Origin of the sequence: Nonomuraea fuscirosea (genome assembly GCF_003001935.1) — a bacterium.
GTDB classification, from domain to species: domain Bacteria; phylum Actinomycetota; class Actinomycetes; order Streptosporangiales; family Streptosporangiaceae; genus Nonomuraea; species Nonomuraea fuscirosea.
The window spans coordinates 1-12119 of sequence record NZ_PVNG01000003.1 but is presented as its reverse complement, the minus strand read 5'-3'; the positions used below and the strand labels follow the sequence as shown (position 1 = coordinate 12119).

At 69.0% G+C, this 12119-nt stretch carries 13 protein-coding genes and 1 pseudogene; 1 reads left to right on the top strand and 13 read right to left on the bottom strand.

Annotated elements, in window-relative coordinates:
• Positions 1-3213: 3213 nt before the first annotated feature.
• Positions 3214-3915: a hypothetical protein gene (locus tag B0I32_RS07130; protein ID WP_106236117.1), complete on the top strand. Its 702-nt coding sequence runs from the start codon at positions 3214-3216 to the stop codon at positions 3913-3915.
• A gap of 347 nt (positions 3916-4262) precedes the next feature.
• Here B0I32_RS07130 and truA read toward each other — a convergent pair whose 3' ends face one another.
• The 13 genes and pseudogenes from truA to B0I32_RS07065 all read right to left on the bottom strand — a co-directional run.
• Positions 4263-5129 (bottom strand): tRNA pseudouridine(38-40) synthase TruA, encoded by an 867-nt coding sequence (truA, locus tag B0I32_RS07125; RefSeq protein WP_106236116.1) that lies wholly within the window; start codon positions 5127-5129, stop codon positions 4263-4265.
• A 100-nt stretch (positions 5130-5229) separates the two neighbouring features.
• Entirely contained in the window at positions 5230-5775 is a 546-nt protein-coding gene (gene rplQ / locus B0I32_RS07120) for a 50S ribosomal protein L17 (RefSeq protein ID WP_106236115.1), read from the bottom strand.
• A 94-nt stretch (positions 5776-5869) separates the two neighbouring features.
• Positions 5870-6886 (bottom strand): DNA-directed RNA polymerase subunit alpha, encoded by a 1017-nt coding sequence (locus B0I32_RS07115; RefSeq protein ID WP_103960866.1) that lies wholly within the window; start codon positions 6884-6886, stop codon positions 5870-5872.
• A gap of 97 nt (positions 6887-6983) precedes the next feature.
• A complete protein-coding gene (rpsD, locus tag B0I32_RS07110) occupies positions 6984-7610 on the bottom strand; it encodes a 30S ribosomal protein S4 (RefSeq protein ID WP_106236114.1) in 627 nt (208 codons plus the stop codon).
• Positions 7611-7633: 23 nt separating this feature from the next.
• Entirely contained in the window at positions 7634-8038 is a 405-nt protein-coding gene (gene rpsK / locus B0I32_RS07105; RefSeq protein ID WP_020542285.1) for a 30S ribosomal protein S11, read from the bottom strand.
• Between the two features lie 45 nt (positions 8039-8083).
• Positions 8084-8464 carry a 30S ribosomal protein S13 gene (gene rpsM / locus B0I32_RS07100; protein WP_106236112.1) on the bottom strand — a complete coding sequence of 127 codons (381 nt, stop codon included), beginning with the start codon at positions 8462-8464 and terminating at the stop codon, positions 8084-8086.
• Positions 8465-8687: 223 nt separating this feature from the next.
• Entirely contained in the window at positions 8688-8801 is a 114-nt protein-coding gene (gene rpmJ, locus B0I32_RS07095) for a 50S ribosomal protein L36 (RefSeq protein WP_003956441.1), read from the bottom strand.
• Between the two features lie 22 nt (positions 8802-8823).
• Positions 8824-9045 carry a translation initiation factor IF-1 gene (infA, locus tag B0I32_RS07090; protein WP_012887858.1) on the bottom strand — a complete coding sequence of 74 codons (222 nt, stop codon included), beginning with the start codon at positions 9043-9045 and terminating at the stop codon, positions 8824-8826.
• Between the two features lie 292 nt (positions 9046-9337).
• Positions 9338-9760, bottom strand: a complete 423-nt coding sequence (locus B0I32_RS07085; RefSeq protein ID WP_106236111.1) for a hypothetical protein — start codon at positions 9758-9760, stop codon at positions 9338-9340.
• A 181-nt stretch (positions 9761-9941) separates the two neighbouring features.
• Positions 9942-10373: a DUF1707 SHOCT-like domain-containing protein gene (locus B0I32_RS07080; RefSeq protein WP_106236109.1), complete on the bottom strand. Its 432-nt coding sequence runs from the start codon at positions 10371-10373 to the stop codon at positions 9942-9944.
• Between the two features lie 15 nt (positions 10374-10388).
• Positions 10389-11198, bottom strand: a complete 810-nt coding sequence (gene map / locus B0I32_RS07075) for a type I methionyl aminopeptidase (RefSeq protein WP_106236108.1) — start codon at positions 11196-11198, stop codon at positions 10389-10391.
• Between the two features lie 112 nt (positions 11199-11310).
• Positions 11311-11961, bottom strand: coding sequence for an adenylate kinase (locus tag B0I32_RS07070; RefSeq protein WP_106236107.1), 651 nt, complete (start codon positions 11959-11961; stop codon positions 11311-11313).
• Positions 11961-12119 (bottom strand): annotated as a pseudogene (locus tag B0I32_RS07065) (preprotein translocase subunit SecY); the annotation flags it as partial. The pseudogene B0I32_RS07065 and the gene B0I32_RS07070, both read right to left, overlap by 1 nt.

Genomic DNA, 12119 nt, shown 5'->3' with positions numbered 1-12119 from the left:
ACCTCCGGCGCCCCCAGCAGCTTCCCTGCGGACGCCTCGATCGGCGCTGCACCCGGCTTCCCGACCGACGCCTCCACCAGCACCTCTAGTGGTTTCCCGACCGACGCCTCCACCGGAACCCCTAGTGGTTTCCCGGTCGACGCCTCCACCGGAACGCCGAGCGGCTTGCCGGCCGACGCCTCTACCGGCACCGCCAGTGGTTTCCCTGCGGATGCCGCGTCCGGTGCTCCGAGCGGCTTCCCGGCGGGTGGGTCAGCCGATGCCGAGGCGTCGCCTGTCGCCTCGGCCTTCCAGGGGCGGCAGGGAGATCCGGAGGAGCCGTCCGGCGCCGCTCAGCCGTGGGAGGTACCGGGCGACGACGCCGCCCCCTACGACTGGTACTCCGACCCCACCGACCCCGGCCCCGCAGCCGCGGAGCCCTCCGGCGCCCCGCACCCCGGCCACCAGCCGCACGCACCGTCCTCGCCCAGCTCCTCCTTCGGCCAACCCTCCACCGACCCCTCCTGGCCAACCCCGCACCACACCCAGCCCGGTCCTGGCTCCGGCTCCGGCTCCGGCTCCGGCCAACCATGGCCGACACCACACCACCCCGGAGCCGAACCCGGCCAGCCGTGGTCACCGTCGCATTCTCAGCCCGCGACCGACCAACCGTGGCCGACACCGCACCACCCCCAGACCGACTCCGGCCAACCCTGGGCGGCCACCCCCACCGCCAACCAGCCATGGTCACCCCCACGCCACCCCGGAGCCGAGACCGGCCAACCCTGGGAAACCACCGCCCAGCCCGAACCCGACCAGCCATGGTCGCCCCCACCCCACGCCCAAGCCGACCAGTCGTGGCCTGCACCGCACCACCCCCAAGCCGACACCGGCCAACCTTGGGCAACCACCCACAACGCCCAACCCGACGCCAACCAACCGTGGTCGCCGCCTCCCCTGCAGACCGGTGCCGACCAACCATGGCCGGCACCCCACCAGTCCCAGGCCGAGCCAGGGGCCAACCAGCCGTGGTCACCGCCACACTCCCAGGCCGGAACCGACCAACCGTGGGCAGCCGCCGCCCAGCCCGAACCCGACCAGCCATGGTCGCCCCCACCTCACGCCGGAAGCGACCAGCCGTGGCCGGCACCGCACCACCCCCAAGCCGAAACCGGCCAACCCTGGGCGGGCACCCCCAACGCCCAACCCGACGCCAACCAGCCATGGTCACCGCCACACCACCCCGGAGCCGAGACCGGCCAACCCTGGGCAGCTCCCCACAACGCCGCACCCGACGCCAACCAGCCATGGTCGCCCCCGCCCCACGCCGGAAGCGACCAGCCATGGCCGGCACCGCACCACCCCCAGGCCGAGAGTAACCAGGTCCGACCAGGACGGATTCATGAGATGCGGCCGTGGGACGCCGCCGGTGAGGATCCCGGTGCGCAGCCCGGCGGTCCCGGTGGGCACGCCAGCGGCCACGGTGGGCAAGTTGGCGGTCCTGGTGGGCAGACCAGCGGTCCTGGTGGGCGAGCTGGCGGTCCCGGCGGACTGGCCAGTGGTCCCGGTGGGCAGGCCGGTGCCTGGCCGGTGGAGCCCGTGGTGCCCGGTGCGCCGCCCTGGGAGCCCCCGCCCGCCTTCACCGCCGCTGCGGCGGGCATGCCGGTGTGGCCCGCGCCCCTCTCCGATCCGCACGCCGTGCCTCCCTGGCCGGCCGCCACGGGCGAGCTGGTGGCCGAGCCCGACTCTGACGAGCCGGGCCAGCTGCCCACGCCCTTCGACGCGAGCGCCACCCAACCGGAGGGCCTCTCCCACCCGGCTCACTACTTCGACCCGGACGCTACGCAACAGGACGCCACCCGCCATCTCCACGCGGACGACACGCCTCCCGACGGCATACCCGCCCACCCATCCACGCCCAACGGCCCAGCGGGCGCCCCAGGCCATCCGGACGCTACTGGTCACCCCGGCGCCCCAGGCCATCCCGACGCCACGGGTCACCCCGGCGCCCTGGGCCATCCCGACGCAGCAGGGCACGCCGACACCCCGGACCATTCGGGCATCTCGGGCGTATCCGGCCGACCGAGCGCCGAAGGCCACTCCGGCGCATCCGGTCATCCCGACGCAGCCGGCCACCCCAGCGCCCCGGGACACCCTGGTGCAGCAGATCATCCGGGCACGGGCACCGAAAGCCATCCGGGAACGCCTCCAAGCACCGCGCTCCCGCACGACCGGCAACTCCAGGACCCACCGGGCCACGGCGGCCAGCGCCTGACGCAGACCGAGCACGATCGGGCGGCCTCGTCGTCCGCCACGCATGACCGGCAGGCCACGCAACCCTCCGGTCACACCGCCCACGACCAGCAGCCACCGGACCACACCGCCCCGGGCGGACACTCCCCGGAGTCGGCGCACACCACGCCCGGCGGGCTCGCCCCAGGGTCACCGCACACCACGCCCGGCGGGCTCGCCCCAGGGTCACCGCACACCACACCCACCGGGCACGCCCCAGGGTCACCGCATGCCGTCCCCGGCGAGCACGCCTCGGCGTCAGCGCATGCCACCTTTGGCGGGCAGGCCTCGGATTCGGCGCATGGCGAGCAGGCATCCGACCGCTCAGAAGGCTTCGCGGGCCACGATGGCCCCGAGCCCGCCGACACGGTGCCCGGTGGCCTCCGTCCCGGCTTCACCGTCCCCGGCCGCGCGACCCCCAAGGGCGCTCACCCAGGCGACCCCCGCACCACCGACCCACACCCCTCCCACGACCAAGCATCCGGCCAGGGACCAGGACAGGGATCCGATCAAGAGTCAGGCCAGGGAGCCGAGCATGGCCTGCAAGGGCCCGGTTCGAAGCCGTCCAAACTCCCTTACCTCCCCGCCCCCATCGCGTCCACCCGCGACACCACCGCCAAACCGGCCCACTACTTCGACCCCAACGCGGCCAAGACCGAATCGGCCGCCTCCCAGAATCCGCCCTTCGACCCCAGCTCCACCAACCCATCCGTCCGCCCCCCGGAGCCAGGCGACGTACCCGTCTGGCCCCCCAATTCTCCGACCGGTGACAAACTGCCCGAGCTCCCGTTTTCGAGAGACACCTGGGGTCACAAGCCCTCGACCTCTTTCGATCTCCCCAAGCCCCCAGCGGGCGGCCCAGCGTTCCCGCCAGGAGCGTTCAAGCAGCCCCCGTTCCAGACCCCGCCACCACCACCTCCCCCGCCCAGGAGCAAACGGGCGTTGCTCGTCACGCTCGGCGCGCTGGCCCTGGCCGGCGTGGCGACGGGTGGGTTCTTCGCCGTTCAGGCGATGAACTCCGCCGCGCCGCCCCCGGTGGCCGCCACGCCCGCGCCGACGAGTCCGAGTGTCGCCGAGGAGTCCGCGGTCCCGCCGGCCGACCTCGCGGGCACGTCGATGCTCGACTCCGAGCAGAGCGATCCGCAGAAGCTGTCGCTGTCGGAGGCGTTCCCGAAGAAGAAGGTGAGTGCGGCGGGCACGACATTCACCAGGGTCAAGGCCCACATGGAGACGACCTGCGACAAGGCCGCGACCGGCGCCTTCGCCGACGCGCTGAAGGAGCAGAAGTGCAGCCGGGTGCTCAGGGCGACGTACGTCGACAGCAAGCGCCGCTACGCCGTCACCACGGGCCTGGCCGTCCTGCCGGACAAGAACGCCGCCGCCACGGTCGACCAGGCGAAGGACCTGTCGCGTAACGTCTGGTTCCGCCCGCTCCCCGGCGCGTCCGGATCGGGCGGCGAGCGCGTGCACATCGCCGGCGGTTACGCGGCGGGCCTCGTCTGGGGCCGCTACATCGTCTTCAGCTACGCCACCTACGCCGACGGCCACACACCGACGGCCAAGGAGAAGACGCTGCCGAAGGTCAGCGGCGCGTTCAGAGACCAGATCACCCTCGTCCTGGAACGCCGCATCACCAAGGGCTGACCCCCAGCCGGCAACCACCCCACCAACACCCTCCCGGCCGTACACCAACCGGCCGGGAGCTCGTTGGCCAAGTACTACCCGGCCGTGCGCAATTCGGACCGGCCCAACCCAGACGGGTACCACCCAAGCCGACACATCTCGAGCGGGTTCATTACGGACCGACGCTCCCTGGACCGGCGCTGCCTGGACGGGTGCTCCTCGGACCGGTGCTCCTCGGACCGGCTCCCCCGGATGGGCTGCGCTACTCGGACGCGCGCAACTCGGCCGGGCGGCGCCACCCGACCGGAGCCACCCATACGGGCGCGCCTCGAACCGTAGCCGCCCGCCCGGACGCTACCGGCCGGGCGCTACTCGGACGGGAGCTGCTCGGTCACCGTCCGGACCCGTCGCGTAGCCACGGCGCGGGCCGCGAGGTTGGACGGGGCCGGGTAGCCCACCTCTTCCAGACAGAGCCCGTGCGCCGGAGCCACGTGCACCCCCGAGTCGCGCACCCCCCGCCGCAGCACCTCCCCCGGCCACTCGACCGGCCGTCGACCGTCCGCGGCCGCCAGCAGCGAGCCGACCAGGGCTCGGACCATGGAGTGGCAGAAGGCGTCGGCGACGACGGTGGCGACCAGCACCCCGTCCGGCCCGCGCACCCAGTCCAGCCGCTGCAGTTCCCTGATCGTGGTGGCGCCTTCGCGCTTCTTGCAGAAGGCGGCGAAGTCGTGCTCGCCGAGCAGCCGCGCGGCGGCGGCGTTGAGCGCGCCGAGGTCCAGCGGCCGGTTGTGCCAGACGATCTCCCAGCGGCGCAGCGGGTCGACGCCTCCCGGCGCGTCACTCACGCGGTACGCGTACCGCCGGAACATCGCCGAGAACCGTGCGTCAAAGCCCTCAGGAGCCACGGAGACCCGATATATCCGTACATCTGGGCCCAGGACACCACCGAACCGTCTGACGAGCGCAGCGAGCCTCTCATCGATGGACAGAGGCCCCCGGTTCCCGTCGAGCTCCCCCAGCCTGTCCTCCGGCACGTCCACGTGAGCCACCTGCCCCCGCGCGTGCACCCCCGCGTCGGTACGCCCGGCCACGGTCAGCATGGCCGGCTCGCCGAGGCGCAGGATTCGTCCGATTGCCTGCTCGATCTCCCCCTGGACCGTACGCAGCCCCGGCTGCCTGGCCCAGCCGGAGAAGCCGGTCCCGTCGTACGCGAGGTCGAGGCGGAGCCGTACCACGATGTTCCCTCCCGGGGATGAAAAACGGGCCCGGACCCCCGTCAGGGGATCCGGGCCCGTCTCAGCCGTTCTGCGAGCTAGAACCTGAAGGTCCGAAAGCTCAGGCTTCGTCCTTCTTCGCCTCGGCAGCCGGGGCCTCCTCGGCGGCGGCCTCAGGAGCCTCGGCGGTCTCGGCCTTGGCCTTGGCCTCCGCGGGAGCCTCAGTCTCCGTAGCAGCCTCGGCAGCCGGAGCCGCAGGGGCGGTCTCGGCGGCGGGAGCCTCGGTGGCGCGGGTCGTGACGCCACCCAGCGGCTCGCTCACCAGTTCGATGATCGCCATCGGGGCGTTGTCGCCCTTACGCGCACCGATCTTGGTGATGCGGGTGTAGCCGCCGGGACGCTCGGCGAACGTCGTCGCGATCTCGGTGAAGAGGTGGTGGACCACGCCCTTGTCCCGAACGACGGTCAGGACCTGGCGACGGTTGTGGATGTCGCCCTTCTTCGCCTTGGTGATCAGGCGCTCCGCGACGGGACGCAGGCGCTTGGCCTTGGTCACCGTCGTGCGGATCCGGCCGTGGCGGAACAGATCGGTGGCGAGGTTCGCCAGGATCAGCCGCTCGTGCGCCGGGCTTCCGCCAAGACGCGCACCCTTGGTGGGCTTGGGCATGTCATCTCTCCTTGGGGTTCACCCGCCCCGGCCGTGCCAGGTACCGGGGTCGGGCCGCCAGGCCCCCCGTTGAAGGGGGCCCGCGCTATCTGGATCAGTACTGCTCGGTCTCGACGTACGCGCTGTCGTCGTCGTCGTAGCCGCCGCCGGCCACCGCGCTCGGGTCGAACCCGGGCGGGGAGTCCTTGAGCGCCAGCGACATCTCGTGCAGCTTCTGCTTGACCTCTTCGATCGACTTGGCGCCGAAATTCCTTATATCGAGAAGGTCCTGCTCGCTGCGGGCGACGAGCTCACCCACGGTGTGGATGCCCTCGCGCTTGAGGCAGTTGTAGGAGCGAACGGTCAGGTTCAGCTCCTCGATCGGCAGCGCCAGGTCGGCCGCCAGGGCGGCGTCGGTCGGCGACGGGCCGATGTCGATGCCCTCGGCCTCGACGTTGAGCTCACGGGCCAGGCCGAAGAGCTCGACGAGGGTCTTGCCGGCGGAGGCCACCGCGTCGCGGGGCTTCATCGCGGGCTTGGTCTCGACGTCGAGGATGAGACGGTCGAAGTCGGTACGCTGCTCGACTCGGGTCGCCTCGACCTTGTAGGTGACCTTGAGCACCGGGGAGTAGATCGAGTCGATCGGAATCCGGCCGATCTCCTGGCCCGGCTGCTTGTTCTGCGCGGCGGAGACGTAACCGCGACCGCGCTCGACGGTCAGCTCCATCTCCAGCTTCGCCTTGCCGTTGAGCGTGGCGATGCGCAGCTCGGGGTTGTGCACCTCGACACCGGCCGGAGGCGCGATGTCGGCGGCGGTGACCTCACCCGGGCCCTGCTTGCGCAGGTACATCACGACCGGCTCGTCGTGCTCGGAGGAGACGACCAGTTCCTTGAGGTTGAGGATGATGTCGGTGACGTCTTCCTTGACCCCGGGAACGGTCGAGAACTCGTGCAGCACGCCCTCGATGCGAATGCTCGTCACGGCCGCGCCCGGAATGGACGACAGCAGCGTGCGGCGCAGCGAGTTGCCGATGGTGTAGCCGAAACCCGGCTCCAGCGGCTCGATGACGAATCGGGACCGGGTGTCGTCGATCGACTCTTCGAGGAGAGTCGGGCGCTGAGCGATCAGCATGTGTGGGTTCTCCCCTTTTTCGTGTGGCGACCGCTATATGACGCCACTCCGATGAAAAGCATAGTTGAGGCACGGAAATCCGTGCCTCAACCACCACTCACTTCGAGTAGTACTCGACGATGAGCTGCTCCTGAACCTGGGTGTCGATCTGCTGGCGAACCGGCAGCTGGTGCACCAGGATGCGGAGCTTGTCCGGCACGACGCCGAGCCACGCGGGAACCGTGCGCTCGCCGGCGGTGGCGCGGGCCACCTCGTACGGCAGCAGGTTGCGCTTGCTCTCGCGGACCTCGATGATGTCGTGCTCGCGAACGCGGTAGGACGGGATGTCGACCTTCTTGCCGTTCACCACGATGTGCCCGTGACGGACCTGCTGGCGAGCGGCGTCACGCGACTGCGCGAACCCGGCGCGGTAGACGACGTTGTCGAGACGGCTCTCCAGGATCTGGAGGAGCACCTCACCCGACTTGCCGCTCTTGCCCGCGGCCTCCTCGTAGTAGTTGTGGAACTGCTTCTCGAGGACGCCGTAGATGCGGCGGGTCTTCTGCTTCTCGCGAAGCTGAAGCTGGTACTCGGTGTCCTTTGGACGACCGCGGCCGTGCTCACCCGGGGGGTAAGGACGGATTTCGATGGGGCACTTGGCGGACTCGCACTTGCTGCCCTTGAGGAAGAGCTTGGTCTTCTCGCGACGGCAGAGCTTGCAGTCCGCGCCCGTGTAACGAGCCATTTCTCACTATCTCCTGGGCTGAGTCAGACGCGGCGGCGCTTCGGCGGCCGGCAACCGTTGTGCGGAACGGGGGTGACGTCCTGGATCGAACCCACTTCGAGGCCGGTGGCCTGCAGCGAGCGGATCGCGGTCTCACGGCCGGAGCCGGGACCCTTCACGAAGACGTCGACCTTACGCATGCCGTGCTCCATGGCGCGGCGGGCGGCGTTCTCGGCGGCCATCTGAGCGGCGAACGGGGTGGACTTACGGGAGCCCTTGAAACCCACGTGGCCGGCGCTGGCCCAGGAGATCACGTTCCCGTTGGGGTCGGTGATCGAAACGATCGTGTTGTTGAACGTGCTCTTGATGTGGGCGTGCCCATGAGCGACGTTCTTCTTCTCCTTGCGGCGCACCTTCTTCGGCGCACCCTGGCGGCTCTTAGGAGGCATCCTTGGCCTTCACTCCTGAGGTCTTCGGTCCTGCGGCTGCGAGGACTACTTCTTACCGGGCTTCTTCTTGCCGGCGACGGTCTTCTTCTTGCCCTTACGGGTGCGCGCGTTCGTCTGGGTGCGCTGACCGTGGACGGGCAGACCCTTGCGGTGCCTGATGCCCTGGTAGCAACCGATTTCGATCTTGCGACGGATGTCGGCCTGGACCTCGCGGCGCAGGTCACCCTCGATCTTGTAGTTCGCCTCGATGTAGTCACGCATCGGGACGAGCTCGGTGTCGGAGAGCTGGTGCACGCGGAGGTCGCCGCTCACGCCGGTGGCCTGGAGGATCTCCAGGGCGCGGGTGCGGCCGATTCCGTAGATGTAGGTGAGAGCGATCTCCAGCCGCTTGTCGCGGGGGAGGTCGACGCCAACCAGGCGAGCCATGGTCGGGCATTCTCCTTCTTTGTGGCGGAGGTCTTGCGCCGCACTACCCCTCCCCAATGCCCGGGGTGAGGGCCCCGGCCTCCGACCGGGGGTCTCCTGAACGGTTCGGACGCTTCACGCGAAGCGGCCGCCTGTTCAGGTGTGTGACGCGACTACTGATGCAGGCTTCTCATACGTCGAGCCCGCACCCTGCCGGGGCGGACTCGGAGAAGCCTTGCGGCGACTAACCCTGACGCTGCTTGTGGCGCAGGTTGTCGCAGATCACCATGACGCGACCGTGCCGGCGGATCACCTTGCACTTGTCGCAGATCTTCTTGACGCTCGGCTTTACCTTCATTGTCCTTTGTTCCTCAGACGTCTTACTTGTATCGGTAGACGATCCGCCCACGACTGAGGTCGTAGGGGCTCAGTTCAACGACTACCCGGTCGTCGGGAAGAATCCGGATGTAGTGCATCCGCATGCGTCCGCTGATGTGGGCCAGGACTTTGTGGCCGTTGTCGAGCTGCACCCGGAACATGGCGTTCGGGAGCGATTCGACCACAGTGCCCTCGATCTCGATGGCGCCGTCTTTCTTGGCCAAAATTCCTCGCGTTTCACTGATCGGTCGTCTGAGGCTCCGGTTCACTACGCAGCCGCGACCTTCACGCTTCGAAGAGAGCGACGGCCGACGAGGGCCGCCGACGCGTGAAAAGTCATAGTGAGCCGACTAAGGAGTGTACGACACCTGAGCCAAAAACGCGAAACGCGTGCCAGGTGTCCTGACACAACCATGTAAGAGTCTACCCCACGTGTCGAATCCTCAGGACACACGACGCGAGGCCCGCCGGGGGTTTCCGCCCGGCGGGCCTCGCTCCGTCCCTCTGCGGGAACATCTAGTAGATGCGGTGGGAGGGGCCGCAGTACTTGTACTTCCCGCCCCAGCACGTGTAGGTGTAGATCTTCTTGATCCCCTTGCCCGACCAGGTCGTGTCGTACGAGCCGTTCCACCGGTGGGAGAACTTGTACCACTTGCCGCCGGCGTAGTACTTGAACCAGACGTAGCCGTACTTGGGCGAGTACTCCTTGCCGTACCAGTGGGTGTAGACCTTGCCGTAGGACTTGTAGGTCTTGCCGTAGGTGTAGGCCTTGTGGTTGCTGGAGTAGTACTTGCCCCAGCCGCCCTGAGAGCCGGCGGCGGCGGCGCTGCTGACCGTGCTGCCGGCCGTGCTCGTGGTGGCCTGCGCGGCGGGGGCCGCGGCCAGACCGGCGACGGTGACGGAGCCGGCGATGGCGGCGGCCGCAAGGATCTTACGCATGAGAGCTCCTCCGTGAGTCGTGCTGTTCGACACACCTCACGTTAGGAATCCGGCCGGATCCGGACTGCGCACGAATGCACAGAGTGCACAACAGCACAGAAACCGCCGAAGACGGCGCGCGGCCTCCAAGAGCACTCCCCGGCGACCGTCCCTCCAGGAACTCTTCCCGGCGACCGTCCCGCTAGGAGCTCTTCTTGTTCGCGTCGCCGCCGAAGATGGTGCTCACCAGCAGGATCACGCCCCACGGACCCATCACCCACAGCGGCCACGGATAGACCAGGTGGCCGCTCGTGAGGGCCACGATCACCCAGACCGTCCAGTTGATGCCGGCCACCGCCGCCCAGGCGCTCCAGGCGGCCTTCATGCCGGGGTGCATGCCGCGCCGCTCGGGCGCCGCGGACGTGGCCTTGGCCGGCAGACGCCGCAGGTCGACGTCGGGGAGGTCCGAGGTCAGTTTGGCCAGCTCACCATAGGTCTTGGCCTTGTAGAGCGACTCCAGCCGCTCGTTGAACTCGTCCATGGTGATGCGGCCCTGCGCGGTGTGCTCGCGGAGGATGGCGGCGACCCGGTCGCGGTCGGCGTCGGAGGCACGCATCTCGGGGCTGTTCGCCATCCCACCACTCCCGGGTTAGATCTGCAGTTGAGCGAGGCGCTCTTCGCCCCCGTCCAGGGCGGTAAGCACCCAAGGTCCATTATGTGTCACCGCGACGCTGTGTTCGAAGTGTGCGGAGGACTTCCCGTCGACCGTCACCACGGTCCAGTCGTCGGCCAGCACGCGGGTGCGCTCGGTGCCCAGGTTGACCATGGGCTCGATGGCCAGGCACATGCCCTCTTCGAGCGCCGGGCCCCGGCCCGGCTTGCCGTGGTTGGCGATCCAGGGGTCCATGTGCATCTCGGTGCCGATGCCGTGGCCGCCGTACTCGGGCGGGATGCCGAAGCGGCCCTGGGACTTGACGTAGCGCTCGATCTCGAAGCCGATGTCCGACAGGTGACGGCCGGGCTTGAGCGCGGCGATGCCGCGCCACATGGCCTCCTCCGTGATCCGCATCAGCTCGGTCAGCTTGGGGTCCACCTCACCCACCGGAACCGTGACCGCGGAGTCGCCGTGCCAGCCCTCCAGGATCGCACCGCAGTCGATCGAGATGATGTCGCCCTCGCGCAGCTTGCGTACGGCGGTCGGGATGCCGTGCACGACCTCGTCGTTGACCGACGCGCAGATCGTCGCGGGAAAGCCCTGGTAGCCCTTGAACGACGGGATCGCGCCCTCGTCCCTGATCGCCTTCTCGGCGATCACGTCGAGGTCGAGCGGCGTCATCCCGGGCTCGACCGAGCGCCGCAGCAGGTCGAGCGTGCGCCCGACCACCAGCCCCGCCGCGCGCATCTTCTCGAGCTGCTCCGGCGACTTGATCTGGATGCCGTGCCTGTTGCGTTTGAACATCTTTTGCCCCCCTGGGTCTCAACGGGCCACGGTGGGAGCCCAATTCCCCCACAATAGCCGCGAGGTGGCACGGAAACCCGTGCCACCTCCGCGAATCAGTCGGATGAAGCGCTCAGCCCATGAACGGCCGGATCGCGTCCATGGCCCGCTGCGTGACCTCCTCGACCGGCCCGGTCGCGTCGACGCCCACCAGGATGCCCTCGTCGGCGTAGTAGGAGACCAGCGGAGCCGTCTGCTCCTGGTAGACCTCCAGGCGGTGCCTGACGGTCTCCTCCTTGTCGTCGTCACGCTGGAAGAGCGCGCCCCCGCACGCGTCACACCTGTCGTCCTTCTTGTCGTCGAACTCGACGTGCCAGATACGGCCGCACTGGCTGCAGGTACGCCTGCCGGCCAGCCGCCTGACCACCTCGTCGTCGTCCACGACGAGCTCGAGAACGAGGTCGAGCGCCTGGCCCCAGTCCTTGAGCATGTCGCGCAGGATCTCCGCCTGCGCGACGTTCCTCGGGAAGCCGTCGAGCAGGAAACCGTCCTGCGCGTCGTCCTCGGACAGACGGTCGCGGACCATGGCGATGGTGACCTCGTCGGGCACCAGGTCACCACGGTCCATGAACGTCTTGGCCAGCTTGCCGAGATCCGTGCCGCCCGAGACGTTGGCACGGAAGATGTCACCTGTCGAGATTTTCGGGATGGACAGGTTCGATGCGATGTACTGGGCCTGTGTCCCCTTACCCGCTCCGGGGGGCCCGACCAAGACGAGACGCACTACCGCAGGAAACCTTCGTAGTTACGCTGCTGCAGCTGGCTCTCGATCTGCTTCACCGTGTCAAGGCCGACGCCTACCATGATCAGAATGCTCGTCCCTCCGAACGGGAAGTTCTGGCTCGCACCGGCCACCGCCAGCGCGACGATCGGGACCATGGA

Coding starts and splice junctions, on each gene's coding strand:
- rplQ (WP_106236115.1), bottom strand. CDS start 5,775: ATGCCCAAGCCCACCAAGGGTGCGCGTCTTGGCGGAAGCCCGGCGCAC.
- B0I32_RS07115 (WP_103960866.1), bottom strand. CDS start 6,886: ATGCTGATCGCTCAGCGCCCGACTCTCCTCGAAGAGTCGATCGACGAC.
- rpsD (WP_106236114.1), bottom strand. CDS start 7,610: ATGGCTCGTTACACGGGCGCGGACTGCAAGCTCTGCCGTCGCGAGAAG.
- rpsK (WP_020542285.1), bottom strand. CDS start 8,038: ATGCCTCCTAAGAGCCGCCAGGGTGCGCCGAAGAAGGTGCGCCGCAAG.
- rpsM (WP_106236112.1), bottom strand. CDS start 8,464: ATGGCTCGCCTGGTTGGCGTCGACCTCCCCCGCGACAAGCGGCTGGAG.
- rpmJ (WP_003956441.1), bottom strand. CDS start 8,801: ATGAAGGTAAAGCCGAGCGTCAAGAAGATCTGCGACAAGTGCAAGGTG.
- B0I32_RS07085 (WP_106236111.1), bottom strand. CDS start 9,760: ATGCGTAAGATCCTTGCGGCCGCCGCCATCGCCGGCTCCGTCACCGTC.
- B0I32_RS07080 (WP_106236109.1), bottom strand. CDS start 10,373: ATGGCGAACAGCCCCGAGATGCGTGCCTCCGACGCCGACCGCGACCGG.
- map (WP_106236108.1), bottom strand. CDS start 11,198: ATGTTCAAACGCAACAGGCACGGCATCCAGATCAAGTCGCCGGAGCAG.